The following is a 23,830-nucleotide window of genomic DNA, read 5'->3' as shown; positions in this document are numbered from 1 at the left end:
CGGGCGACTCTTATGTGCGGCATGGGTTCATCCTAGAACAGCGGCTGTGCCACTTCCCTGCGGTGGCGGATACCCTTGAACCATGACCTCTGCAAACTCCCAGTCCATGAAGCCGGCCACCGTTGCCAAGAAACTTGGCATCTACCTGCCTGCAACACCCCAGGAGTTCCAGGATTCGGAAATCACCCGCGCCGATTTCGCCGAGCTCCAGGCTAACGCCCCGGAGTGGCTCGCCGAGCTCCGCCGGACGGGTCCCCACCCGCGTCCCGTGGTAGCCCAGAAGCTGAATGTCTCCATCAGCGGCCTCGCCCGAGGCGGAATCACCGAAGCCCTCACGACGGCGGAAATCACCGAACTGCTGGCAGCTCCCCCGCAGTGGCTCGTCGTCGAGCGCGCCACGCACGCAGCCGTACGCTCCGAGGCAAAGCGCATCAAGGAAGAAGCTGCCAAGAAGGAAGCTACGAAGGAAGCCAAGACCAACGCCACTGCCAAGCGGGACGCGCCCAAGGCATCCAAGCGGGACCACGCTTAAGCTCCAACCGGACTTCCGCAGGAAGGCAGGACACCCCCGGCCGGAGTGTCCTGCCTTCCTGCCTTTACGCCCAAATCGGGGCCCTCGCCTCCAGGTCTTCCTCGGCGCATACTGAATTCAAAGCGGTGCGCGTTCGCGTGGAGGTGGTCCGATTGCCCGCCACAACTGGAATCCAGCTGACGATCTGGGAGATCGGGCTGTGGGCGGTTTTGCTCATGTGCGCGGTGGCCTTTACGGTCAACGCCGTCCGCAAAGGGGTCATCCGCGGAACCCCCGACGGCGGCCACGTCGCCTTGCAGGGGCCCCTCGGGCACCGCGATCGGGACCTGCTCAAAGAGCCGGACGCCATCTTCTGGAACATCTTCGCCGGACTCGTGGTGGTTGTCCCCGCAGTCGTCATCCCCGCCTTGGCCTCACCCGCCGTCGGGCTCTTGATGCTCTTCCTCGGCATAGCTGCCGCTGTTGCCGCCTTTGCCGTCGGCCGGAAACTGGAGCAGAGGCGTCAAAACCGCAGCGGTTTCATGGAAGCGGCTGCGCGTCACGAAACACTCCTGGCTCGTTGGCAAATGTATGAATTGGATCCCGCCAAGGGCATCGACTTCCCCGGCATGAGCGACGTCAACGTTCCGCAAACCGCCGCCTTGGTCCGCGCGCTGCAGGAAGCCCAACGCTGCCGCCTCACCGCGGGGACGGACTACGCCCGCGCCGTTGAGCAGCTGGATGTTGCGATGGCCGAAGCCGAAGCAGCGGCGGGCGTTTCTGCCCCGTAACTAGCTCGTACCCTGCGTGGTGGCGCGAACGCCTTACGGAATTGCCCCGATGTGCACCAGGAGTTCGTGTTCGGCACCGTCGAGGTAGCGGCGCAACTCGGCCGCGGCCTCGTCGCGCTGGCCGTTACGGATCTGGGCAACCAAGGCGGCGTTGCGTTCCACGTAATGTCCGTGGAAGTCGGGGGTGGTGGCCATGGCGTGGAAGACCAATCGCATCTCGGCCAGCACCTTCTCCATCAGTGCGTCCAGGGAGGCGCTTCCGGACAACGACACCAAGGCCTTGTGCAGCTCCTGGTTGGCGTCCGCCATGCCGGCCACCGATCCCTCCGCGAGGGCGACCCGGGCTTTGTCGACGATGGCGTCCATGGCGTCGAGGGCTCCCACCGGGACATCGCCCCACAACACGGCCGCCGGTTCGATCAGGCGCCGCACCCGATAGATTTCGCGGACGTCGTCGGCACCGGGGGCGGCTACGAACACGCCACGGTTGGGGATGCGCTGGACCACGGATTCACCCGCCAGAACGGTGAAGGCCTCCCGCAAGGTGTTCCGGGAAACGCCGAGTGCCTCGGACAAGGCCTGTTCGGAGAGCTTCGTTCCGGGCGGCAACAAGCCGTGGGAGATGCGCTGGCGAAGCTGGGCGGCAACCCACGCTCCAGTGTGGGCGTGGGTGGCGTGGCCGGCGTCGGCGATTCCTTGAAGGGCAGCGTTCATGGGCATGCCCCAAATCTACCGAACGGCGATGGCCGACGGACCTCAGCCGATGCTCGCCAGCACTTCCCCGCGCCCGACGGCGGTGCCCGGCCCGTGCGGACCACGCGCCACTGTGCCGGAACGGTGGGCCGGAACGGTGGCTTCCATCTTCATGGCCTCCAACACGGCCACGGGCTGTCCGACTTCCACCGCCGCACCATCCTCAACCAGCCACTTCACCAGCGAGCCGGACATCGGCGAGGCCAGCCCGGCGTCGTCGGCCACAACCGGAGCCGAAACAGCAGCCTTGGAACCGCCACCTCCGCTCATCAGCGCTTCGAACAAGCGAAGGGGCAGCCCAAGCTGGACCGCCTTTCCATCCAGCTCCACCGTAAACGTGCTGCGTTCGGAGCCGGGGGCCACGCGGGCGATCTCCGGAGACGCGGCCAGCTCTTCGGCGAACTCGGTCTCGATCCACGTGGTGTAGACGCCCAGCTTGTCGTCCGAGGTGAAGGCTTGGTGGCGGACCACGGCCCGGTGGAAGGGAAGCACGGTGGGCAAACCCTTGATCTGCATCTCGTCCAGGGCAGCCCGGGCGCGGCGCAGGGCCTGCTGCCGGTTTTCGCCATGGACAATCAGCTTGGCCAGGAGGGAATCATATTCTCCGGGGACCACTGAGCCGGAGCGAACCCCCGAATCAACGCGGATACCCGGACCGGTGGGCGCTTCGAACACGTCCACCGTGCCGGGGCCCGGCAGGAAGCCGCGCGCGGGATCCTCGGCGTTGAGGCGGAACTCGAAGGCGTGTCCTTTGGGCTCAGGGTCTTCCGTGAGGGAGAGGATGCCGCCTGCGGCAATCCGGAACTGTTCGCGGACCAGGTCCACCCCGGAGGTCTCTTCGGTGACGGGATGCTCCACCTGCAACCGTGTGTTGACCTCCAGGAAGGAGATGGTGCCGTCCACGGCCACGAGGTATTCGACGGTTCCGGCACCGTAATATCCGGCCTCGCGGCAAATGGCCTTGGCCGATTCGTGGATGAGCGTGCGCTGTTCAGGGCTCAGGAAGGGTGCGGGGGCCTCCTCCACGAGCTTCTGGTTTCGGCGCTGCAGTGAGCAGTCGCGGGTTCCGAGGACCACAACGTTGCCAAGCATATCCGCCAGGACCTGGGCCTCGACGTGCCGCGGCTGGTCCAGGAAGCGCTCCACGAAGCATTCGTCCCGTCCGAACGCTGCCTTGGATTCACGCACGGCCGATTCGAATGCGTCCTCGATATCCTCCAGGCGCCGCGCAATCTTGAGCCCGCGGCCTCCCCCGCCAAAAGCAGCCTTGATGGCCACTGGCATGCCGTATTCCAAGGCGAACGCAAGTACTTCGGCGGCGTTGGCCACAGGACCGTCGCTGCCAGGAACAAGCGGAGCGCCGGCGCGGACGGCGATCTCGCGGGCCGTCACCTTATTGCCCAGCTCCCGTATGGACTGTGGCGCGGGGCCGATCCACGTAAGGCCTGCGTCGATCACGGCCTGCGCGAAGTCGGCGTTCTCGGACAGGAAGCCATACCCGGGGTGCACGGCGTCGGCACCGGCGCGGCGGGCGACATCGATCAGCTTGGTGATGTCCAGGTATGTCTCGGCGCCGGTGGAACCGCCCAGTGCATAGGCCTCGTCGGCAAACCGCACGTGGAGGGAATCGGCATCGGGGTCCGAGTAGACGGCAACAGACTCCAAGCCCTCATCGGAGCAGGCGCGGGCAATCCGCACGGCGATCTCGCCGCGGTTGGCGATCAGGACCTTTTTCATGGCTGGGTTCCTTCGGGGACAGCGCCGGTAGCGGCAGGTTCAAGGGGTTCAAGGGTTGCGGGGTCCACGATCGTGAACCGCACGCTGTGGCCGGGCGGCAATTGCGCCGCCGTCGGCAGGTCTTCGGGTACGACGACGGCAATCACTGGATACCCGCCGGTCACCGGGTGGTCGCCCAGAAAAAGGACGGGGTGTCCGCTGGGTGGCACTTGCAGTGCGCCAGCAACGGCACCTTCGCTGGGGAGCTCGCCAGCGCCGCGGTCGGGGTTTCGTCCAAGCGCACGGCTGCCTCCGGGGGCAAGCCGGACACCGATTCTGTTGGACTGCTCGCTGGTGATCCAGTCCTGCCCCGTGAGCGTCTCCAAGGCGCGAGAATCGAACCAGTCGTCCCGCGGGCCCAAGGTGATGCGGAGTTCCGCGGACGCCACTCCTAGCCGCAGCGTCGATTCCTCCGGGGCGCCGACCATCTGGAACAGCGGCGCTCTTCCGACGGGCAGGCGGGTCCCGGCCGACAACGGTGCGGGACCGATTCCGGACATCGAGTCGCTTGAGCGGCTGCCGAGCACCGGATGCACATCAATCCCGCCGCGGACGGCAAGGTAGCTTCGGGCCCCGAGCGTCGGCTCCCCCAGGCTGAGGGTTTCCCCGTCCAGAAGAGCGAAGGGCGCACACATGGCGGCGCAGCGGGCCGGAGCCCCCGATGCATCGCGGATTTCCAAGGGCACCACCGCTCCGGCAAGAGCGAGCACCTGGTCGCCGACGGCCCGAACCGAAAGTCCGCCCAGCACCGTTTCCACAACCGCGGCACCGGCTTCGTTGCCCACCAAGCGATTGGCCTGTCGGGTCGATTGCTGGTCCACGGCGCCCGCGGCCGATACTCCCAGGTCCCCCAGTCCGGGGCGACCGAGGTCCTGGACCAGCGATTGCAGTCCGGGTGAGTCCACCACCAGGGCGGGGCCGGTGTCTTCGCGGGCCGCGGGTGACGCAGGCGGTACGGGAGTCAGGACAACGGCCTCGCGGACGGCCACATACCGGACCCTGTCTCCCGGACGAACCAGCGCCGGTGACTCCCGCTCGAGATCCCAGAGGACCGCCGTCGTGCGTCCAATCAGCTGCCAGCCGCCCGGGGACTGCCGGGGGTAGACGGCGGAGAACGTCCCGCCGAGCGCCACGGAACCGGCCGGAACGGCGGTGCGTGGCGAGCTGCGGCGCGGAACGTCGAGGCTGTGGTTCTCGCCGAGCAAATACGTGAAGCCCGGTGCGAAGCCGCCGAAAGCCGCAGTCCAGAGCTGTCCAGTGTGGGCGGCCACGACGCCGTCCCGGCCCAGACCGGTGAGCATGCCCACCTCGGCGAGGTCCTCGCCGTCGTACACCACTTCGATGGTGACGTGGCGGGAACTGTCGCGTGGCACCGCGCCCAGGTCAACATGCCCGACGGCGGTGCGTGCCGCGAGTGCCTCGGCGTGCGTGCCGAACTTAAGGAGTACGGTGGCTGCCGCCGCGACCGCATCGAGCTGGCCGGGCAGGGGCTCGGTGAGCAGCCGTGAGTGAAACGCCAGCACCGAAGGGAGGTCGGAAAGTTCCACCAGCAGGGCGCGCGGGCCTGCCCAGCGTATTCCCGTGAGGCTCACGCGAAGCTCCGTACGGTGACGCCTGCGGCTTCGAGCCCTGCGCGGACGGCGGCTGCCATGGCCACGGCGCCGGGAGTGTCTCCGTGGACGCAGATGCTTTCTGCGTGGACGTCCAGGATGGAACCGTCGCTGGCCACGATTTTGCCCTCGGTTGCCAGGCGGACCATGTTCTCGGTGATGGCGGCGTGGTCGTGCAGAACGGCGCCTTCTTCGCGCCGCGATACGAGGGTGCCGTCCGCGTTGTAGGCCCGGTCGGCAAACGCCTCGGCCACTCCCCGGAGCCCCTTCGCTTCGGCTTTGGCGAGTGCAACGGAGCCCGGCAGGAGAAGGATCGCGAGTCCGGGGCTGAATGCATGGACGGCGTCGGCCACTGCCTGCGCGTGGACCTTGTGGTGGACGATCGTGTTGTAGAGGGCGCCGTGCGGCTTGACGTACTTGATCTCGGAGCCGGCCGCGTGGGCCAAGGCCTCGAGTGCGCCGAGTTGGTAGAGAACGTCGTCGGCCAGTTCTGTCGCGGAGCAGTCGAGGAAACGGCGGCCGAAACCTGCGAGGTCGCGATATCCGACGTGGGCACCAATGGTCACTCCTGCGGCGATGGCCTCGCGGCAGGTCCTGGCGATGGTGCTGGGATCTCCGGCGTGGAATCCGCAGGCCACATTGGCACTCGACACGTGGCGGAAGACTGCAGCGTCGTCGCCCATGGTCCAGTTGCCGAAGGATTCTCCGACGTCGCTGTTGAGGTCGATATAAGGCATTGTGATCCCCGTCTCAGGTTGAATACCTCACCATCATCCCTGAAACGTCAAGATTGTTCAACAATCCTGCCTTATGGAGCAGCTGTCCGTATTCCAAAAGTGAGGTCTCGTCCCTTTCGCCGAGCGAAAGAGCCGAGACCTCACGTGTGGATCAGTACCTGTTCCTAGGCCACCGGTACCGCAGCGACGCGGTTGTTGGCGGTGACGATCCTGGCGGCCGTTGCCTGGCCCATCCGGACTGCTCCGTCCACGTGCTGATAGCCTTCCGCAGCCAGATCGGAGGAGGACCAGTAGATGGGTCCTACGTTGGCGTGCTGGTCCTTGCCGTAGCGATGCAGACCACCCAGGTCGTAGCTGGACGCGTAGGCTCCGCGGGTCCATTCCTCGGAACCCCAGTCGGATTCGTAGTAGACCTCGGCATCCAGGGCCTTGTCACCCAGGAAGCTCGCGATGGACTCAAGGACCTTCTTTTTGCGGTCCTCGGCACTGAGCTCGAATACCGCGTCTGCCTTTTCGTCCGAGATGAAGCCCACCAGGGTCCCGCGTGTGTCTCCGTGGTTGGTGTTGTCGTAGACCTCCTGGACCAGGGCGTCGGCGCCGAAGCCCGTACCGGACAGTCCGTCTTCGCGCCAGAACGGCGTCCTGTAGACAGCGTGGACCTTGATGACCAAGCCCAGGGACTGGTGCTGGTGCATCTGGTGCTGCCGGCGCGGCAGCGGCGGATTGAAGGACACCCGGGAGTACAGGTTCGGCGGGACAGCCATGATCACGAATCGTGCATTGACGGTTGCACGCTCGGATTCAACGGTGACGCGATGGCCTTCGCCGGCCGGCTCCCAATTGATGGTGCGGACCGGGCTGTTAAGTACGACGTCGTCACCCAGTTCCGCGGCGATCAACAGGGAGACCTGCTGCATGCCGCCGATAACCCGCTTGTCCAGGATGAAGTCTTCGTCTGTCAGGTTGGAGAAGGAACCTGCCGAAGCTGCCATCAGCACCGCTTGCAGCGCGGAGAAAGCATGGGCCGGCTTGGTCAGCATGCCGCCGGCGATGAAGAGCCCGATATTGTTGCAGGCCTCCTCGTCCGTGGAGTTCTGGCGCAGCCAGTGGTGGAAGGAGATGGTGTCCAGTTCACGGGCCCTGCGGTGGGCCCAGGGCTCCTCCGGACCGATCTCAGCGGCGAGGCCGTCCAGAATGGCGCTGAGCTTGTCCATCTCGGCCGCAGTGGTTTCGCTCACCGGGAAGGAAGCCCCGGTGTAGCGGGTGCGGCTGCCGTCCGGCGCGAGGTACACAGATTCGCCGTCGCGGTAGCGGGAGTACATCTTCAGGCCGAGTTCATCGAGGAGCCCCATGAGGGCGGTCTGGTCCGGGGACACCCATTGTCCGCCGATTTCCAGCATGGCCCCGTCAATAGTGTCGGTCCACGTGCGGCCACCGACGCGGTCGCGTGCCTCGAGTACGGCAACGCTGAGTCCGGCCTTCTTCAATTCGCGGGCGGCCGTCAACCCCGACGGACCGGCACCGACAATTACGACGTCGCGATCAAGATTCAACATGATGTCCTTTCTGTGGCCGCCCCCGTTGGCTGACCAATAAATGAATGACGTTCATTTATCTCAACTGTAGCTGGATTGGCCCCGGGTGTGAAGACCCAAATGGAATAATGCTTTGACACAGCCTCCAGAAAGGTCAGCAATGCCTGAACCCACCCCCGCTCCCGGCGAGACTAAAGCGCGTCGCAGGGCAGGCCGGCCAATGGCGGCGGTCCTGGACCAGGACGGCATCACTGCAGCGGCGCTGGAACTGATCAGCAAGAAGGGCTACGACGGCCTCACCATGGCCGCACTCGCGCGCTCCCTGGGCGTGGCGCCGTCGGCCCTTTACAACCATGTGTCCTCCAAGGATGAAGTCCTCAAGCTCGTCGAAGAGGATCTGATGTCCAAGGTCGACTTCGGAGGTTTCAGCACGCTCCCCTGGGAGGAGGCCGTTCGGCAATGGGCGTATTCCTACCGCGGCATCTTCGCAAGGCACACCCCGCTGATCTCAGTGATCGCGGTCCTTCCCGTGACGGACGCCCCACAGACGCTCGCCATGTACGAAGCCGTCACCGAGGGATTCCTCCGCGCGGGTTTCCCTGAGAAGCAGATCATCCCGAGCATCGTGGCTCTCGAGGCCTACATTTTCGGTGCCGCTTTCGACGCGAACGCGCCGGCGGACATTTTCGATTCCGGCCGCTTGGCCGACTCCACGCCGCACTTCACCTCAGCGGTCCGCAGCCTTGGACCCGAACGGAACAACTACCCGTCCGATCTCGCGTTCAGCATGGGCTTGGATGCACTGATCACCGGACTCGGGGCGCTGCGGGTGTAGCCCAACTGACTCGCATTTGTTGTCGTTATGAGCCGGCATAACGACAACAAATGCGAGCTAGTTGGGAGTTGGGTGAGTTAAACAAAGGAACCCCGGTCAGAGACCAGGGTTCCTTAGAATTGCGTGCGCGAGGGGGGATTTGAACCCCCACACCCTTTCGGATACTGGCACCTGAAGCCAGCGCGTCTGCCGTTCCGCCACTCGCGCGCAACTTCTTTCGACCGGGCCGTACCAGGTTTCCCCGGCCTCAACCCTCCGAAAGCAGCGAGATCAAGCATAACGGACAACGTGTTGAAAACGCCAATCGACCAAGGAAGGGGCCATAAAACCCCGGGACGCCACGGATTGCCGGTCCCCCGCATGATGCGGAAATCACGCGACAAGCGTCCCGAAATGATGCAGCCCGGCGAACTTTTCCGGTGTTCCAGCCGTTGTGGAATAAGGCCATTCACAGTCTTGCCCAGTAGTATCGGGGTTGAAGACAGGCTTCTTGCATGCGCTCCGGCCACTGCGGGGATTCGTCTTGGCTACTGATACTGCAGGGTCAACGAAACGGAAGGAGAAGGACCATGGGCTTGCTTGACAGGGTTGAGCGTGGCATCGAAAAGGCCGTCCGCGGCGTCTTCTCTACCGGGTCGCGGGCACGGGTGGAGCCTGTGGAGATAGCGAGCAGGCTTCGCCGTGAACTGGACAACAAGTCCATCACTATTTCGGCCGGCCGTACCTTGGCTCCCAACGTCTTCGATGTCCTCTTGAGCGATGAAGACTTCGCACGCGCCCAGGACTGGGGAACTCCCCTGGCCGAAGAATTGTGCGACGTCGTCATCCAGCACGTGCGCAGCCAGGGTTATATCCTGCAGGGTCCGGTACGGATCTCCTTCCGTCACGACGATGCCCAGCGCGAAGGCCATTTCGAAATCACGTCCCGCACGGAGAAATCCGACGGGACTGCGGCGCCTGTTGCTCCCCGGCCCGTAGTCCCCGCCGCGCCGAGCCGGGAGCCCGCACGGCTCCAGCCTGTCCTGGACATTGGCGGGCAACGCTATTCCCTCAACGCGCCTTCCATCGTGCTGGGCAGGTCATCCGAGGCCGACATCATGGTGGACGATACCGGCGTCTCGCGCAAGCACTTGGAAATCCAGACGGCGGACGGAGTCATCCGCGCCGTCGACCTCGGTTCCACCAACGGAAGCTACGTCAACGGCCACAGAGTGGACGGTAGTGTGGAACTTACTGACGGATCCACCATCAGCATGGGACGGACCAAGATCATCTTCAGACTTCTCCCCCAGCCCTCTGGTGGGCGCCCGTGAGCGACATCAGCGAACTGACCATCACCGCGCTCCGCTTCGGCTTCCTGCTGTTGCTGTGGATACTGATCTTCAGCATCGTCTCGACCATGCGTCGCGATCTCGTGATCGGCCGCAAAGCAGCCATGGGAACTCCGACGGCGCGCGAAGTACGCAAGCACCCGGAGCTCGCCCCCGCACCATCCCAGCCCGTGAAGCAGCAGGCGCACCAACTCGTCGTCGTCGAGGGACCACTCAAGGGGACCACGCTTCCTTTGGCGGCGAGCCCCATTCTGCTGGGCCGCGCACAAGAGGCCACGTTGGTCCTCGAGGATGACTACGCTTCGGGCAGGCACGCGCGCTTGTTCCCCCAGGGCAGCCGATGGTTCATCGAAGATCTTGGCTCCACCAACGGCACCTACCTCGCCGATCAGCAATTGACCCGCGCCCTGCCGGTGGAGCTTGGCGTCCCCGTGAGGATCGGCAAGACGGTCATCGAATTGAGGGCGTAGCCCATGGCTTCCCCCCAGGCTTCCGAAGGCAAGTCGCTGCCTCCGGAACTCCCCCTCATCATGCGTTACGCGGCACGGTCCGACGTCGGGCGTGTCCGCTCGAAAAACGACGACTCCGCGTATGCCGGCCGGCATCTTGCCGTCGTCGCAGACGGCATGGGCGGGCACGCGGGCGGGGACGTCGCCTCAGCATCCACCGTGCTGGACATGATCCACCTCGATCACGATTCCTACCCGGACGGCGCGGAAACAGTCCTGGCAGACGAAATCCAGACCGCCAATTCCCTCCTCTCCGAGCTCGTCCACGTAGACCCGAAGCTCGCAGGCATGGGCACCACGGTCACCGCCCTGCTGCTCGAAGGCAGGCGGCTGCACTTCGCGCACATCGGCGATTCCCGCGCCTACCGCCTGCGCAATGGCAAATTCGAGCAAATCAGCGTGGACCACACTTTCGTCCAGAGGCTGATCGATGAAGGCCGGCTCCGCCCGGAAGAAGCCGAAACCCACCCGCACAAGAACGTCCTCATGCGCGTTCTGGGCGACGTGGACGCCAGCCCCGAACTGGACCTGGACGAGCTCGACGTCGAACCGGGCGAACGCTGGCTCCTCTGCTCCGATGGCCTGAACTACGTCCAAGGCGCAGTCGTGGAGCAAGTAGTCCGCGAAACCAAGGACCTCGCCGAGTGCGCCGACCTCCTTGTTGAGCTCACGCTCGCCAACGGCGCTCCGGATAACGTCACCGTGGTGCTGTTGGAAATCGTGGAAGAGACCAGCGACAACCTGAGCACAGCCGCCGTCGACGTCGTCCCGGAAGCGCCAGCGCTACCGAAAGCGGATCCCGTAAAGTCCGCGCCGGGCAAGGACAGCGCTAGCGATGCGGCAGCCCCGGTCAAAGAGACCGGAGCCAACAGCCCCGCGGCTGGCCGGGTCACGCCGGCGGTCACGCGGCCGGAAACAACGTCCGACGCCGGGCCTTCCGCCGCCACCGGGCCCGCACCGGCGGGTCCTGGGAAACCCGCCGGGACTACTGAGCCTCCGACGGCGACAGACCCCCACCTTGGCGAGCACCTGTCGGCGGAGATCCTCCGCGAAGAGCTCGCAAGCCGTCCGCACGAACTGGTCGGTGCTGCCGCGACCGCCGCCGACACGGGTTCGATCCCGACCATAGCCGGACGAAGCGTTGCACGCCGGGCCGCCACGGTGCTGACGCACAAGGCTGAACAGGACCGCCAGGATCCCCAACTGCTTGTCGCGCGGAAGCGGCGCTGGTTGACGCCGGCCATTGCCGCGGTCCTGGCCATATTCGTGGTCGCCGGGCTGTGGCTCGGCTATGCGTGGACCCAGACACGCTATTACGTCGGTGAATTCGAGCAGCACGTCGCAATTTTCAACGGCATTTCCCAGAGCCTTGGCCCTTTCCAGCTCTCGAAAGTAGAGGCCACGACGAACATCCGCATGGACTCTTTGCCTGAATTCACGCAACAGGTTGTTCGCCAGACCGTTCCGGCGCGGGATCTGGCCGATGCCCAGCAGATTGTGAAGAACCTGCAGGAAAAGGGCACCACCGGGCTGCCCGTCAATTGCCCTACAGGCACAGGCAAGCCGACGTCAAGTCCCACCCCCACGCCGTCAGGCCCGAGTCCTTCGAACCGGCCAACATCGTCACCCACGTCCACGGCGGTCCCTACGTGCGCGGTGTCCCCATGATTCTGGCTATAACTACACCCAAGCCGCGCCGCAACGTCGAGCTCGTCCTGCTGGTCCTTGCCCTTGCTGTGGGAATCGGTGCCAGCGCCATGGTCGGGCTCAATAGTCCGGCCGCTTTCGACAGCGATTTCTGGTTCCAGTCGAGTCTCTTGGTCGTGGCGGCATTCGCTTTCCACATGATCCTCCGGTTCCGCGCAAAATATGCCGATCCGATCATCCTCCCGATCGTCGTTGCCCTCAACGGCTTGGGACTGGCCCTCATCCATCGCATGGACCAGCCAGGCGAGGACACGGGTAACAACCAGTTGCGCTGGACCCTCCTGGCCATGGCCGTGTCAATCGTCGTGATCTGGTTCCTCAAGGACCACCGCATCCTTCGCCGCTTCACTTTTATCTCGCTAGCGGCCAGCGCAATTCTCCTTGTATTGCCGCTCGTTCCCGGTATTTCCGCCGGCGAAGTGCTGGGCGCCAGCGTCTGGATCCGGATCGGTCCCATGACTTTCCAGCCGGGCGAAATCGCCAAGATCACCTTGGCTATATTCTTCGCAGGTTATCTTTCCTCCAACCGGGACCTCATCCTGCTTGCCGGCCGCAAAATCGGCCCCATGCAATTGCCGCGTTTCAAGGATCTTGGCCCCATGATCACCGCTTGGCTCGTGAGCATCGGCATCCTCGTGTTCCAGCGGGACCTCGGCACCTCGATCCTTTTCTTCGGCCTGTTCATCGTGATCATTTACGTCGCAACAAGCCGAATCAGCTGGGTGGTCATCGGCGTCGCACTGATCCTTGGTGGCGGATTCCTGGCGTCCAAGTTCTTCTCGCACGTCGCCTTCCGCCTGGACAGCTGGTGGAACGCCTTCACCCCGGAAGTCTTCGACCGGTCTCCGGGCGGCAGCGGACAGATCGTCCAAGGTCTCTTCGGCATGGCCGACGGCGGTCTCGGAGGCACAGGGCTCGGACAAGGCCGGCCGGATCTGGTGCCGTTCGCCAATAGCGACATGATCGTAGCCCTCATCGGTGAGGAACTGGGACTGATCGGTCTCTTTGCCGTCGTTATGCTCTACATGCTGCTCTTCACCCGAGGGTTCCGCGCGGCTCTTGGCGCGCGGGACGCGTTCGGCAAGCTCTTGGCTTGTGGCCTGTCCTTTGCCATAGCGTTGCAGTGCTTCGTGGTGATCGGCGGGGTGACGCGGCTGATCCCGCTGACGGGGCTCACCACTCCCTTCCTTGCGGCAGGCGGTTCTTCCTTGCTTGCCAACTGGATCATCGTGGGCTTGCTGCTCATGATCTCGAACACCGCGCGCGGCCCGGTGGACACTACGCCCATTACCCATGCCCCCACAGAGGCGGTGCAGACCTCATGAACCATTCCATACGCAATTCGTGGATGGCAGCAGTTGCCATGTTCGCCCTACTCTTTGGCGCGATCAGCTATGTCCAGGTCATCGGCGCCGGCGACCTCAATGACAATCCGTGGAACCAGCGCGCCGTCCTGGCGAACTACTGCAACGACCGCGGCGCCATCATCGTGGGCGGCAAGCCAATCGCCGAATCCGTTGCTGGAGACGAAACCTGCAAGTACCAGCGCAGTTATGCCCAACCGGAGCTCTATGCGGGGATCACGGGCTACTTCTCCAGGACCTACGGGTCCACCGGGCTTGAGCAGCAGCTTCGGGATGAACTGGCCGGCAGCTCCGACCAACTCTTCCTGGACCGAGTGAGCCAGATCTTCCTCGGCAGCCAGCCGAAGGGCGCCTCGGTGGAATTGACCCTCGATCCCGTGATCCAGAAACTCGCCTACGACCTCATTCCTGATGGCCAGCGTGGCTCGATTGTCGTCACCAACCCGAAGACGGGTGCCATCATCGCGATGGTCTCCAAGCCGTCCTATGATCCCAACCTGATCGCCACGCATGATCCCGCCAAGGAAAAGGCCGGTTACGACCAAATCAACCAGGTCCCCGGCATCAACCTCAACCAGTCCGTGAGCGGACCCACCGGCGAGCTGCTGGCGCCCGGTTCCGTGTTCAAGCTCGTCGATACCGCGGCTGCCTTGAGCTCCGGGAAATACAACAAGGATAGTGTCTTGCCGAACCCGGACAGCCTTCCCTTGCCCGGTTCGAGCGCCTCGCTGCCCAACTATGCCGGCGGCAACTGCTCGACCCGCAACACGGCCGATTTCCCTTTCGCCTTGGAACAGTCGTGCAACACGCCCTTCGCCAGCATCGCCCTGGACCTGGGCCAGCAGGCCATCGCGGATCAGGCCAGCAAGTTTGGCTTCGGACAGGATTTCGGGGACCAGCTCAAGCTTCAGTCCGCGGTCAGTATCTTCCCCAAGAATCTGGACCAGGCAGCGCTGGCCCAGTCCGCCGTCGGGCAGCGTGACGTCAGGGCCACTCCGCTGCAAATCGCCATGATGACCGCCGCTATTGCCAATAAGGGCGTCCAGATGAAGCCGAACCTCATCAAGACTGTGCGGGCACCTGACCTGCGTGTCATCAGCGAGCCCAAGGCCGAGGCGCTGCGTACTTCCACCACGCCTGATATCGCCAGCCAGATCACACAATGGATGACCGACGTCGTATCCCAGGGCATTGCGAGCGGTGCCGCGGTACCGGGAGTCCAGGTGGCCGGCAAGACCGGTACGGCGCAGCTCGGCGATTCAGGTTTGAACAACTCATGGTTTACCGGGTTCGCCCCGGCGAACGACCCGCAGGTAGCCGTCACCATTGTCATGGAAGGCGTTGATGTGTCTACCGGCGCAAAGCTAACCAGTCCGAATGCGAAGAAGATTTTTGAGGCGGTGTTGAACAAGTGAGGCCTACGTCAGGAATCACCCTCGGCGGCAGGTTCCAGCTGACCAGTCGCATTGCGATTGGCGGCATGGGAGAGGTCTGGAGGGCCAAGGACCAGATCCTTGGCCGGATCGTCGCCATCAAGGTACTCAAAGAGGAATACACGGGTGATCCCGGGTTCCTCCAGCGGTTCCGCGCCGAGGCCCGCCACACCGCATTGCTTAATCACGTGGGGATCGCCAACGTCTTCGACTACGGAGAGGAAGACGGCTCCGCCTACCTGGTCATGGAATTGGTGCCAGGTCAGCCGCTGAGCAGCATCCTGGAACACGAGCAGGTCCTCTCCCCGGACCGCACCCTGTCCATCATTTCCCAGACCGCCCGGGCGCTGGCCCCCGCGCACGCCCAGGGCCTGGTGCACCGGGACATCAAACCGGGCAACCTCCTGATCACGCCGGACTTCCGTGTCAAGATCACCGACTTCGGTATCGCCCGCCTGGCAGACCAAGTTCCGCTCACGCAGACCGGCCAGGTCATGGGTACGGCGCAGTACCTGGCACCGGAGCAGGCCACGGGACAAACGGCCACGGGCGCCTCGGACATATATTCCCTCGGGATTATCGGCTACGAGTGCCTTACAGGGCATCGTCCGTTCTCCGGTGAGTCCCAGATCGCTATTGCCCTGGCCCAGGTCAACGACGCCCCGCCGCCGCTGCCTGAAAGCCTGCCCACCCCGGTACGCGCCCTGCTCATGTCCATGCTCGCCAAGGATCCGAAGAACCGTCCAGCAAGTGCCATCAAGTTGGCTGAAGCCGCAGAAGCGATCCGCGCCGGCGATATCGCGACGGCACACGCGGCCGTGCCCGGGATGTTGCTGTTCGAATCCGCCACGGGCCCGATCACCGCACCTACGGACATCGCCACCGCGCCCACCGGCATCGTCACCTCGCCGTACGGCAGGGAAGCACGGTCGACGTCGACGTCGGCGCTCCCGGTGGTCGGCGCCGCCGCTGCGGGAGCCGCTGCGGTAGGAGCCGCAGCCGAAGGTGGAAACCCGCTGGCCCGTGCCAATGCCCTGGCCGCCGAACGCAGTTTGGATCAGGTCGACGAGCACAACCAGTACATCCATGAAGAAGAGGATTACCAGGAGGAGCCGCAGCGGAAGAAACGCAGCCCGTGGACGTGGCCGCTCATTGCGCTGATCGTGCTCGTGCTGCTTGCCGTGGTGGGGGCGATCCTGACCCAGTCCGGGTTGTTCTCGCCCAACAGTCCAGCACCGGCGAGCAACACTCCTCCGGCCCAGGTCTCGAGCGCACCTCCAACCTCGGCAAGTCCGAGCCCCACGGAGACCTCGGCAACCCCGACGCCCACCACGGCCACCCCCGAGACCATCAACCTGATTCCGGAGCAGTACAAGGGACAGCCGTACGACAAGGTGCGCTCGGACCTCAATGCACTCGGCCTCGTGGTCAGCGGTGTCCAGGTCTTCGATCCATCCACGCCCGGCACTGTCATCGACATCAATCCTTCCGGTCCCGTGGCCAAGGGATCGACCATCACCGTCAGCTACTCCAAGGGACCGCAAATGGTTACGGTGCCGACCATCGGCCAGGGCGCCGCCGAGTCGCAGGTGCAGGCCGCCATCGAGGGCGCCGGCCTGCGATGGGTCACTGGAGCCCCCGTTGATGGAGCAACCGGCCAGGCGCCGGGGACTTTCGTCAGTTCCAATCCCGCGGCCGGGCAAAAAGTACCTTCCGGTTCCGTTGTGACCTATCACCTGTCCAAGTCGGCCCCGTCTGCTTCTCCTAAGACCACCCCGTAGGACACCATGCCAACCGGACGCTCCACCCCTGCCCACAGAGAGGACAGCACCCCCATGACATCCCAGCGCGTCCTCAACGGGCGGTACGAACTCGGTGAATTGCTCGGCCGTGGTGGCATGGCCGATGTCTACAAGGGCACCGACACGGTGCTCGGACGAACCGTAGCGGTGAAGCTGCTCCGTGCCGACCTTGCCCGCGATCCGCAGTTCCACGCGCGCTTCAAACGCGAGGCTCAGGCTGTGGCGGCCCTGAACCACTCCTCGATCGTCGCCATCTACGACACCGGCGAGTACACCGTGTCCGGCGGCCCGGGCGAGGACGTCCGGGTCCCTTACATCGTCATGGAATACGTGTCCGGCCGGACTCTCCGCGACCTGATCCGCGCCAAGGAACTGGACATCGATCAAGCCATCGAGTTCATCCTGGGCGTCCTTGCCGCGCTGGAGTACAGCCACAAGGCGGGGATCGTCCACCGGGACATCAAGCCAGCCAACGTCATGGTGACCGGGGAGTCAAACGATGTGAAGGTCATGGACTTCGGAATCGCCCGGGCAATGGCCGATTCCGCGGCAACCATGACCCAGACACAGGCCGTGGTTGGTACTGCCCAGTACCTTTCGCCCGAGCAAGCCCTCGGCGAGACCGTGGATGCCCGCAGCGATCTGTACTCTGCGGCGTGCCTCCTGTTTGAAATGCTCACGTCCCGCCCCCCGTTCACGGGCGACAGCCCTGTCTCGGTGGCCTACCAACACGTCCGCGAGGCCCCGGAGCCCGCCAGCACGTTCAATCCGGCCGTTTCGGGGGCACTGGACAGCGTCTTGGCCAAGGGCCTGCAGAAGAATCGCGCCGATCGTTTCCAGGATGCGGCCGCGTTCCGGCGTGCCTTGCGTGCGGCCAAGAACGGCGTGGCAGTCCCGGCCCTTGCCGCCGGAACACCCACGGACGTCCAGGACGTGGTTCCCTCGACACAGCAGATTCCGGAAGGCGGCTTCGTGCGCGGCCTGACGGGCGCCGAATTCCTGGACAGCACCCTGATCGGAGCGTCGGGCAACGGCCAGGCTGCCGGCGACCGGGACATGCTGGCCCTGCAGGCCGGCGAACGGGAACTTGAAGCTGACCACGACGGCGCCATGCCGCTTGGTTTCGCCCCTGAACGCGAGCGGACCGTCCGGCAGAAGTCCCGCCGTCGTGCGTGGACCGCGGTGGTGGTTATTTTGGTGCTGCTGGTCTTGGCCGGCGGCGGATTCTGGGTGTACAGCACGGTGAACCAGAAGCCGGCTCCGCCCGCGTTGGTCCAGGTACCGGCGGTCGCCGGCATGAGCGAGGCCACGGCATTGCAAACGCTGTACGGCGCCAATCTCAGCCCGGAGTCGAACCACGTCCCGGACGACAAGGTCCCCAAAGGGACCGTAATCAGCACCGATCCTGGCGCGGGGTCCCAAGTGGCGCCGAAATCACAAGTCATGCTGAACGTTTCAAATGGGCCGGTCTCGGCGACTGTCCCGGCAGGACTGAGCGGCCTCACCGAAGCCGCGGCCCGCGACCTCCTGCGCCAGGCCGGCCTCGTGGGTGGGTCAAGTACCTTGGCCAATAGTGCCACGGTTCCCGCAGGCTCCGTCATCAGTACCAAGCCGTCTTCCGGAGCTGTAGTAGGCGTGGGCAGCACGGTTGACTTGGTGGTGTCCACAGGCAAGGTATCCGTGCCTCAACTCGTTGGTCTGAGTCAAGCCGATGCCGAAGCGCTGCTCAAAGCGAACGGCCTGGCCATCGCGGTCACCGAACAGGAGAATTCGCAAGTAGCCCCCGGAAAGGTGACGAGCCAGGGCGATGCCTTCAATTCCCTGGTGGAGCAGGGCAAGACCATCAGCGTGATTGTCGCGAAGGCTCCCGCCCCGTCCCCGAGCCTCACGCCGACGCCTACGCCGTCTCCTAGCGACACCAAGGGCGGCGGAGGCTTGGGCGGATTAGGCGGCTAGCGCTGGATCAGGGGGCTCAGGGTGGCCGCACGGGCGGCCGCCCCGGACATCCCGAGTGATTCAAGCCAGTTGCCGAGCATGAGGTAGCCACCTTCGGTAAGCACCGATTCCGGATGGAACTGCACACCGCACAGCGGCGCCGAACGGTGCTGCAGGCCCATGACAACCCCGCTGGCGGTTTCGGCGGTGATTTCCAGGACGTCGGGAATGCTTTCCCGGACGGCCGCGAGGGAGTGGTAGCGGGTGGCCGTCACCGGCGAAGGCAGACCGGCGAAAACGCTCTTGCCTTCGTGCTGCACAGGTGATGTCTTGCCGTGCATCAGCTCCGGTGCGTGCGTGACAGTCCCGCCGTAGGCTTCGGCCAGCGCCTGGTGCCCGAGGCAGACCCCGAACATCGGCTTGTTATTGTCTCCGCACCACTTAATCAGCTCAATGCAGACGCCCGCTTCGGCAGGGGTGCCGGGGCCGGGGGAGATCAGCACGCCGTCCCGCGCGTCCGCCAGTTCGATCGCCTCGGCGAGGGTGACGTCGTCGTTCCGGACCACTGTGGTTTCCGCACCGAGTTCCTGCAGGTAGCCGACCAGGGTGTAGACGAAGCTGTCGTAGTTGTCCACGACGAGGATTTTTGTTGTGCTCATGGCTGCTGTGCTGAACCAATCGTTGAGTCGGTGAAGGTAGTGAACTGTGACATCCAGGGGAAGAGGAACTGGACCATCAGGACAAGCGCGCATGCCACGAGGGCCGCTGATGTCAGGATACGCACCCACAGGGGTCCCGGAAGGTGGCGGAAGATCCATCCGTACATGGATTAACCCTTTCCGCGCGTCTGGGCGACTTGCTTGGCGATCTCCTGCGGAGGGCCGGCGGAGGCGGGTTGCCAACTTTCCAGCAAGGAGTACGCGATGATGCGTTCTTCGGCACCGAAGCGCGGATTGCAGCTGGTCATGGTCAGGTAGCTTTCGGTAGGCGTCGCGCCGGGCTGTGTGGGGACCGGAAGGAGGACGTCCGTCCGCGAGGGCAACACGATCTGGTTGTTGCGGAAAACGTACGTGTAGTAACCGTCTTTGGTCTGCACATATATCTTGTCGCCCGGAACCAGGAGATGGATGTTGTCCAGCACAGCGCCATGTGTCTGGCGGTGTCCCGCGACGGCGAAGTTGCCCGGGGCTCCGGGCATGCTGGTGGTTCCGTAGTGGCCAAGGCCCAGCGTGTCCAGAATGTCGGAACCGGTTCCCTCGATGATGGGCCGCGAATAATCCGGGCCGAACCGCGGAATGTACATAATGCCGATCATGCCGCCGTGCTCAGGGGCCTCGGCAACCACGGGCTTCCCATAGTCGGGCGGCGCAGCAGGGTTGGCAGGGGCAACAGGTGCCACAGGTCCCGCAAAATCCTTGGCGAATCCCTGGACGGCCTGGCTTTGCTTGGCGTCGGCTTCAACGTTGGTCCACCACAGCTCCCAGGCCACAAAGAGCAACAGGATGAGTCCCGCGGTAACGAGCAACTCGCCCACGATCTGCACGATCTTGCGCACTATGTCGCCCGTGCTGGGCCGGCCCCTGCGCCTCGCCGAGCGCGGCTTGCGTCCCGCGGGGCGGGGACAATCCGCGCCGGTTCCTGTGCCGTCGTCCGGCACGGCAGCGGCTTGCTGCGTCTGCTGCTGCGCCACTGGATCTCCTCTATACAGGCGCGGATACCCGACGACGAGCAGTCTCCGGAATCCCGCTAGACTTGACTGCTAGAACGAACCCCGGAATTGCCGCGTGCGCGTTGACCGCTGGAATTTTCCTTCCTGCAGGATATCAAGCTGGCGCGTGGCCTTTCATTCAGCCGGCCAAGGAGGATCCGTGCCCGAGTCCAAGCCCCGCAAGAGGGCCGCCCGCCCCACCGAAGCGGCCACCGCACAGCAGTACAAGCCGAACCCCATCTGGTACAAGCCAGTCATGTTCGGTCTCATGATCATCGGCCTCCTGTGGATCATCACCTTCTACATCACGAGCGGCCAGCTTCCCGTGCCCGCGTGGGCGTCCTGGAACATCGTGGCGGGCTTCGGCATCGCGATTGTCGGCTTCCTTATGACCACCCGCTGGCGCTCCTGAGCGGCGACCTCACATTTCGGCCGCCTGCAGCGTCTACTAGACATGACCATCAGGCACACAGCCATTGATTCGCCGCTGGGCCGGCTCACGCTGACTGCCCAGGACGAGCTGCTCACCGGCATTTTTTTCGAGGGTCATTGGCATATGCCACCCTCGGAATTCTTCGGTGAAGCCGTCCCCGCCGAGGATCCCTTGTTCCGGCAAACCGCCGCTGAACTCGGCGAATACCTGGCGGGCGAGCGAACCGCATTCGACGTCCCGTTCAAGGCTTCAGGGAATCCGTTCCAGCAGCACGTCTGGGCCAGACTCGAAGAAATTCCGTACGGGGAAACGGTCAGCTACGGAGAACTGGCCACCGAACTGGGCGATCGCAACCTTTCCCAGGCCGTCGGCTCGGCAGTTGGCCGCAATCCGCTGAGCATCATCATCCCGTGCCATCGGGTTGTGGGGCGCGACGGGAAGCTCACCGGATACGCCGGCGGACTCGACAACAAACGGTTCCTCCTGGAACTCGAAGAACCAGCGGCGACGAAGGAAAGCAAGCTCTTCTAATGGAGCCCAAGAAGCCGTTCGAGCTGGTCGTCCGGGAGCACGGACCCACGGTCCTGCGCGTGTGCCGCGCGGTTCTCGGCGCCCACGACGCGGAAGACGGCTGGTCGGAGACTTTCCTCTCCGCCCTGAAGGCCTACCCCGATCTTCCGGCCGGTGCCAACGTCCAGGCTTGGCTCGTCACCATCGCCCACCGCAAATCCATCGACATTGTCCGCGCCAGGAGCCGCCAGCCGCTTCCCGTGGACGAACTGCCTGTGCGACCTTCCGGCCTCGGAATCCCCGGCGACGGTCACCGGGAGGTGCTCGACGCCGTCGGGCAGCTTCCGCCGAAGCAGCGCCAAGCGGTGGCGTACCACTACCTCGCCGGGCTCCCCTACAAGGACGTCGCCGGGCTTCTCGGCGGGACCCCCGACGCCGCGCGTCGAGCGGGAGCCGACGGCGTCAAGGCGCTGCGCATCATCCTCACAAACAGCTACGACAGCTCGGTGAGCTACGTGAAGGAAGAAACCCGATGACCATCCACCACGATGAACCAGACGTCTCCGCACTCCTCGCACCCCTTGACTCCGCAGAACCGGCTGTCATGCAGCGGCTCCACGACCGCCTCGCAACGGCGGCAGCGGAGCAGCACACCCTCGATATTGCCTACCGCACGGTGGATTCGCCGATCGGTAAACTGCTCCTTGCCGCCACCGAACGCGGCATGGTGCGCGTGGCATTCGAAGTGGAAGACCACGACGCCGTATTGCAGCTGCTCGCGGAAAAGCTCAGTCCGCGGATCCTCTCCTCTGCGAACCGCCTCGATCCCGCGGCCCGTGAGCTGGACGAATACTTTGCCGGGACCCGGCACCGCTTCGACCTGCCCCTGGATTTCAGCCTTTCACGCGGGTTCCGACTCAGCGTCCTGGAACATTTGCCGCAGATCGCCTACGGCCACACGGAAAGCTACGCGCAAGTGGCCTTGGCGGCTGGAAGCCCCCGAGCCGTGCGTGCCGTCGGCACTGCTTGCGCCACGAACCCACTGCCGGTGATTGTTCCTTGCCACCGGGTGGTGAAATCGGATGGATCGTTTGGCAACTACCTCGGCGGCACGGAAGCCAAACGAACTTTGTTGGCTCTTGAGGCAGCATGAGCTCAGGATGGACGGAACCGCTGTTTCCGCTTGAGTTGCCGGACGCGCCCGACGCCGGTCCGCGGGAGATCGCGCCCGGCGCCGTGCACGTTCCGGGTTGGCTGAGCCTTGGGCAGCAGCAGTGGACCGCGGCCCGTTTCGAAGAGTGGACGAGGGGTCCCGTCCCCTTGCGCGCCGCCGTCCTTCCAGGCGGGCACCCGATGTCCGTCCGGACGGTCTGCCTCGGCTGGCACTGGCAGCCCTATAGGTACACACGCGAGGCCTTTGACGTCAACGGGCGGCGGGTGCTCGACTTTCCTGACTGGATGGTTCGTCTGGGCCGCAAAGCACTGTTCGAGGCCTACGGTGACGCCGCCGAAGCCGCCGGCTACACGCCGGACACTGCGCTGGTGAATTTCTACGACGAGGCCGCCAAGATGGGGATGCACCAGGACAAGGACGAAAAGTCCGGGGCCCCCGTGGTGTCGCTCAGCATCGGAGACAGTTGCGTCTTCCGCTTCGGAAACACGGAGACGCGCACCAAGCCGCATACCGACGTCGAACTGTCTTCAGGGTCGCTGTTCGTCTTCGGAGGTGCATCCCGTTTTGCCTACCACGGCATCACCAAAGTGCTCCCCGGAACGGCTCCTGAAGGCTGCGGGCTGCCGAGAGGGCGGATCAACATCACCATGCGCGTCACTGGAATGTCGTAGGACCGGGGCACAATGTCAACAACAGCTTCTGCCCGGCTCCCTGTGGAGGAATACGCATGAACCCGCCCGAGAACGGCACCATCATTGGCGACGACGGCCTTGCGCGTCCGCCCTGGGCATCTGTTGACCCTCTCATGCGCGAGTACTACGACCACGAGTGGGGCATGCCTGTACGGGACGAACGGGGCTTGTATGAGCGCATCAGCCTCGAGGGATTCCAAGCAGGCTTGTCCTGGGCCACCATCTTGCGCAAGCGCGACGCGTTCCGGTCCGCTTTCCTGGACTTCCACCCTGAAAGCGTTGCGGCTTTCACGGAGGCGGACGTCGAACGGCTGATGCAGGATTCGGGAATTGTGCGCAACCGCCTCAAGATCCGCGCAGCCATCACCAACGCCAAAGCCACCATCGCATTGCGGAGCGAGGGCGGCTTGGTGGACTTCGTGTGGTCGTTCCAACCGGAGTCGACGCCGGAACCGCGGACGTTTGCCGACGTCGCTACCCAGTCGCAGGAGTCGATTGCGCTGTCCAAGGCCCTGCGTAAGAAGGGCTTCGCTTTCGTGGGCCCCACCACCATGTACGCGCTGATGGAGGCGATCGGCATGATCGATACGCATCTGCTCGACAGCCATCGTCGGGGGAGCTCCGGAGTTTGGCTCTGATATCCACCCTCTTTCCACAGAAGTGCGTAACTTTATCCACAGCTGT

24 protein-coding genes and 1 tRNA gene are annotated in these 23,830 nt (G+C 64.4%); 16 read left to right on the top strand and 9 right to left on the bottom strand.

Annotated elements, in window-relative coordinates:
- Positions 1-82: 82 nt before the first annotated feature.
- A complete protein-coding gene (locus AB4Z38_RS14585; protein WP_441430371.1) occupies positions 83-532 on the top strand; it encodes a DUF5997 family protein in 450 nt (149 codons plus the stop codon).
- Between the two features lie 152 nt (positions 533-684).
- Entirely contained in the window at positions 685-1,302 is a 618-nt protein-coding gene (locus AB4Z38_RS14580; RefSeq protein ID WP_441430370.1) for a hypothetical protein, read from the top strand.
- Between the two features lie 33 nt (positions 1,303-1,335).
- Here the strand turns inward: AB4Z38_RS14580 and AB4Z38_RS14575 are convergent, their stop codons facing one another.
- The 5 genes from AB4Z38_RS14575 to AB4Z38_RS14555 all read right to left on the bottom strand — a co-directional run bounded on the left by AB4Z38_RS14575 (position 1,336) and on the right by AB4Z38_RS14555 (position 7,734).
- A complete protein-coding gene (locus AB4Z38_RS14575; protein WP_441430369.1) occupies positions 1,336-2,022 on the bottom strand; it encodes a GntR family transcriptional regulator in 687 nt (228 codons plus the stop codon).
- Positions 2,023-2,058: 36 nt separating this feature from the next.
- Positions 2,059-3,792 carry an acetyl/propionyl/methylcrotonyl-CoA carboxylase subunit alpha gene (locus tag AB4Z38_RS14570; protein WP_441430368.1) on the bottom strand — a complete coding sequence of 578 codons (1,734 nt, stop codon included), beginning with the start codon at positions 3,790-3,792 and terminating at the stop codon, positions 2,059-2,061.
- Positions 3,789-5,423, bottom strand: coding sequence for a 5-oxoprolinase/urea amidolyase family protein (locus AB4Z38_RS14565; protein ID WP_441430367.1), 1,635 nt, complete (start codon positions 5,421-5,423; stop codon positions 3,789-3,791). The genes AB4Z38_RS14570 and AB4Z38_RS14565 overlap by 4 nt, the downstream gene beginning before the upstream one ends.
- Positions 5,420-6,178 carry a LamB/YcsF family protein gene (locus tag AB4Z38_RS14560; protein ID WP_441430366.1) on the bottom strand — a complete coding sequence of 253 codons (759 nt, stop codon included), beginning with the start codon at positions 6,176-6,178 and terminating at the stop codon, positions 5,420-5,422. Before AB4Z38_RS14560 ends, AB4Z38_RS14565 begins: the two co-directional genes overlap by 4 nt.
- Before the next feature lie 164 nt (positions 6,179-6,342).
- Positions 6,343-7,734, bottom strand: a complete 1,392-nt coding sequence (locus tag AB4Z38_RS14555; RefSeq protein ID WP_441430365.1) for a flavin monoamine oxidase family protein — start codon at positions 7,732-7,734, stop codon at positions 6,343-6,345.
- A 139-nt stretch (positions 7,735-7,873) separates the two neighbouring features.
- Here AB4Z38_RS14555 and AB4Z38_RS14550 point away from each other — a divergent pair, with 139 nt between their 5' ends.
- A complete protein-coding gene (locus tag AB4Z38_RS14550) occupies positions 7,874-8,548 on the top strand; it encodes a TetR/AcrR family transcriptional regulator (RefSeq protein WP_236813984.1) in 675 nt (224 codons plus the stop codon).
- Between the two features lie 124 nt (positions 8,549-8,672).
- Here AB4Z38_RS14550 and AB4Z38_RS14545 read toward each other — a convergent pair.
- Positions 8,673-8,755 (bottom strand) — tRNA-Leu (locus AB4Z38_RS14545).
- Between the two features lie 362 nt (positions 8,756-9,117).
- On the opposite strand from AB4Z38_RS14545, the gene AB4Z38_RS14540 reads away from it, so the two are divergent.
- Genes AB4Z38_RS14540 through pknB form a run of 7 tightly spaced genes read left to right on the top strand, consistent with a single transcriptional unit; the run spans position 9,118 to position 18,650 of the window.
- Positions 9,118-9,861, top strand: a complete 744-nt coding sequence (locus AB4Z38_RS14540) for an FhaA domain-containing protein (RefSeq protein WP_441430364.1) — start codon at positions 9,118-9,120, stop codon at positions 9,859-9,861.
- Between the two features lie 5 nt (positions 9,862-9,866).
- Entirely contained in the window at positions 9,867-10,349 is a 483-nt protein-coding gene (locus AB4Z38_RS14535; protein ID WP_441430403.1) for an FHA domain-containing protein FhaB/FipA, read from the top strand.
- Positions 10,350-10,352: 3 nt separating this feature from the next.
- Complete coding sequence (locus AB4Z38_RS14530; protein ID WP_441430363.1) at positions 10,353-12,056, top strand: protein phosphatase 2C domain-containing protein; 1,704 nt, start codon at positions 10,353-10,355, stop codon at positions 12,054-12,056.
- The gene (locus tag AB4Z38_RS14525; RefSeq protein ID WP_441430362.1) at positions 12,053-13,420 is read left to right on the top strand and encodes an FtsW/RodA/SpoVE family cell cycle protein; all 1,368 of its coding nucleotides are present in this window, start codon (positions 12,053-12,055) and stop codon (positions 13,418-13,420) included. Before AB4Z38_RS14530 ends, AB4Z38_RS14525 begins: the two co-directional genes overlap by 4 nt.
- Positions 13,417-14,874 carry a penicillin-binding transpeptidase domain-containing protein gene (locus AB4Z38_RS14520; protein WP_441430361.1) on the top strand — a complete coding sequence of 486 codons (1,458 nt, stop codon included), beginning with the start codon at positions 13,417-13,419 and terminating at the stop codon, positions 14,872-14,874. The genes AB4Z38_RS14525 and AB4Z38_RS14520 overlap by 4 nt, the downstream gene beginning before the upstream one ends.
- The gene (locus AB4Z38_RS14515) at positions 14,871-16,673 is read left to right on the top strand and encodes a protein kinase domain-containing protein (protein ID WP_441430360.1); all 1,803 of its coding nucleotides are present in this window, start codon (positions 14,871-14,873) and stop codon (positions 16,671-16,673) included. The genes AB4Z38_RS14520 and AB4Z38_RS14515 overlap by 4 nt, the downstream gene beginning before the upstream one ends.
- A gap of 6 nt (positions 16,674-16,679) precedes the next feature.
- A complete protein-coding gene (gene pknB, locus AB4Z38_RS14510; protein WP_441430359.1) occupies positions 16,680-18,650 on the top strand; it encodes a Stk1 family PASTA domain-containing Ser/Thr kinase in 1,971 nt (656 codons plus the stop codon).
- Here pknB and AB4Z38_RS14505 read toward each other — a convergent pair.
- The 3 genes from AB4Z38_RS14505 to AB4Z38_RS14495 are packed head-to-tail and all read right to left on the bottom strand — an operon-like array spanning position 18,647 to position 20,187.
- Positions 18,647-19,288, bottom strand: coding sequence for an aminodeoxychorismate/anthranilate synthase component II (locus AB4Z38_RS14505; protein WP_284750980.1), 642 nt, complete (start codon positions 19,286-19,288; stop codon positions 18,647-18,649). The genes pknB and AB4Z38_RS14505 overlap by 4 nt on opposite strands.
- Entirely contained in the window at positions 19,285-19,455 is a 171-nt protein-coding gene (locus AB4Z38_RS14500; RefSeq protein WP_284982801.1) for a hypothetical protein, read from the bottom strand. Before AB4Z38_RS14500 ends, AB4Z38_RS14505 begins: the two co-directional genes overlap by 4 nt.
- 3 nt (positions 19,456-19,458) lie before the next feature.
- Positions 19,459-20,187, bottom strand: a complete 729-nt coding sequence (locus tag AB4Z38_RS14495; protein WP_441430402.1) for a class E sortase — start codon at positions 20,185-20,187, stop codon at positions 19,459-19,461.
- A 310-nt stretch (positions 20,188-20,497) separates the two neighbouring features.
- Here AB4Z38_RS14495 and AB4Z38_RS14490 point away from each other — a divergent pair, with 310 nt between their 5' ends.
- The 6 genes from AB4Z38_RS14490 to AB4Z38_RS14465 are packed head-to-tail and all read left to right on the top strand — an operon-like array spanning position 20,498 to position 23,784.
- Positions 20,498-20,749 carry a cell division protein CrgA gene (locus tag AB4Z38_RS14490; protein ID WP_078107039.1) on the top strand — a complete coding sequence of 84 codons (252 nt, stop codon included), beginning with the start codon at positions 20,498-20,500 and terminating at the stop codon, positions 20,747-20,749.
- 42 nt (positions 20,750-20,791) lie between these two features.
- Complete coding sequence (locus AB4Z38_RS14485; protein WP_441430358.1) at positions 20,792-21,301, top strand: methylated-DNA--[protein]-cysteine S-methyltransferase; 510 nt, start codon at positions 20,792-20,794, stop codon at positions 21,299-21,301.
- Positions 21,301-21,816, top strand: coding sequence for an RNA polymerase sigma factor (locus tag AB4Z38_RS14480; RefSeq protein WP_441430357.1), 516 nt, complete (start codon positions 21,301-21,303; stop codon positions 21,814-21,816). Before AB4Z38_RS14485 ends, AB4Z38_RS14480 begins: the two co-directional genes overlap by 1 nt.
- On the top strand, positions 21,813-22,433 hold the full coding sequence (locus AB4Z38_RS14475) for a methylated-DNA--[protein]-cysteine S-methyltransferase (RefSeq protein WP_441430356.1): 621 nt from the start codon (positions 21,813-21,815) through the stop codon (positions 22,431-22,433). Before AB4Z38_RS14480 ends, AB4Z38_RS14475 begins: the two co-directional genes overlap by 4 nt.
- Positions 22,430-23,125, top strand: a complete 696-nt coding sequence (locus AB4Z38_RS14470) for an alpha-ketoglutarate-dependent dioxygenase AlkB family protein (RefSeq protein WP_441430355.1) — start codon at positions 22,430-22,432, stop codon at positions 23,123-23,125. The genes AB4Z38_RS14475 and AB4Z38_RS14470 overlap by 4 nt, the downstream gene beginning before the upstream one ends.
- Before the next feature lie 56 nt (positions 23,126-23,181).
- Positions 23,182-23,784, top strand: coding sequence for a DNA-3-methyladenine glycosylase I (locus tag AB4Z38_RS14465; RefSeq protein ID WP_441430354.1), 603 nt, complete (start codon positions 23,182-23,184; stop codon positions 23,782-23,784).
- Positions 23,785-23,830 lie beyond the last annotated feature (46 nt).

The organism is Arthrobacter sp. 2RAF6 (assembly GCF_052115205.1).
Taxonomy (GTDB): domain Bacteria; phylum Actinomycetota; class Actinomycetes; order Actinomycetales; family Micrococcaceae; genus Arthrobacter.
This window is presented reverse-complemented; position numbering and strand designations above follow the sequence as displayed.

Coding starts and splice junctions, on each gene's coding strand:
- AB4Z38_RS14500 (WP_284982801.1), bottom strand. CDS start 19,455: ATGTACGGATGGATCTTCCGCCACCTTCCGGGACCCCTGTGGGTGCGT.
- AB4Z38_RS14480 (WP_441430357.1), top strand. CDS start 21,301: ATGGAGCCCAAGAAGCCGTTCGAGCTGGTCGTCCGGGAGCACGGACCC.
- AB4Z38_RS14585 (WP_441430371.1), top strand. CDS start 83: ATGACCTCTGCAAACTCCCAGTCCATGAAGCCGGCCACCGTTGCCAAG.
- AB4Z38_RS14470 (WP_441430355.1), top strand. CDS start 22,430: ATGAGCTCAGGATGGACGGAACCGCTGTTTCCGCTTGAGTTGCCGGAC.
- AB4Z38_RS14550 (WP_236813984.1), top strand. CDS start 7,874: ATGCCTGAACCCACCCCCGCTCCCGGCGAGACTAAAGCGCGTCGCAGG.
- AB4Z38_RS14465 (WP_441430354.1), top strand. CDS start 23,182: ATGAACCCGCCCGAGAACGGCACCATCATTGGCGACGACGGCCTTGCG.
- AB4Z38_RS14525 (WP_441430362.1), top strand. CDS start 12,053: ATGATTCTGGCTATAACTACACCCAAGCCGCGCCGCAACGTCGAGCTC.
- AB4Z38_RS14555 (WP_441430365.1), bottom strand. CDS start 7,734: ATGTTGAATCTTGATCGCGACGTCGTAATTGTCGGTGCCGGTCCGTCG.
- AB4Z38_RS14570 (WP_441430368.1), bottom strand. CDS start 3,792: ATGAAAAAGGTCCTGATCGCCAACCGCGGCGAGATCGCCGTGCGGATT.
- AB4Z38_RS14475 (WP_441430356.1), top strand. CDS start 21,813: ATGACCATCCACCACGATGAACCAGACGTCTCCGCACTCCTCGCACCC.
- AB4Z38_RS14540 (WP_441430364.1), top strand. CDS start 9,118: ATGGGCTTGCTTGACAGGGTTGAGCGTGGCATCGAAAAGGCCGTCCGC.
- AB4Z38_RS14485 (WP_441430358.1), top strand. CDS start 20,792: ATGACCATCAGGCACACAGCCATTGATTCGCCGCTGGGCCGGCTCACG.
- AB4Z38_RS14575 (WP_441430369.1), bottom strand. CDS start 2,022: ATGCCCATGAACGCTGCCCTTCAAGGAATCGCCGACGCCGGCCACGCC.
- AB4Z38_RS14560 (WP_441430366.1), bottom strand. CDS start 6,178: ATGCCTTATATCGACCTCAACAGCGACGTCGGAGAATCCTTCGGCAAC.
- pknB (WP_441430359.1), top strand. CDS start 16,680: ATGCCAACCGGACGCTCCACCCCTGCCCACAGAGAGGACAGCACCCCC.
- AB4Z38_RS14505 (WP_284750980.1), bottom strand. CDS start 19,288: ATGAGCACAACAAAAATCCTCGTCGTGGACAACTACGACAGCTTCGTC.
- AB4Z38_RS14530 (WP_441430363.1), top strand. CDS start 10,353: ATGGCTTCCCCCCAGGCTTCCGAAGGCAAGTCGCTGCCTCCGGAACTC.
- AB4Z38_RS14520 (WP_441430361.1), top strand. CDS start 13,417: ATGAACCATTCCATACGCAATTCGTGGATGGCAGCAGTTGCCATGTTC.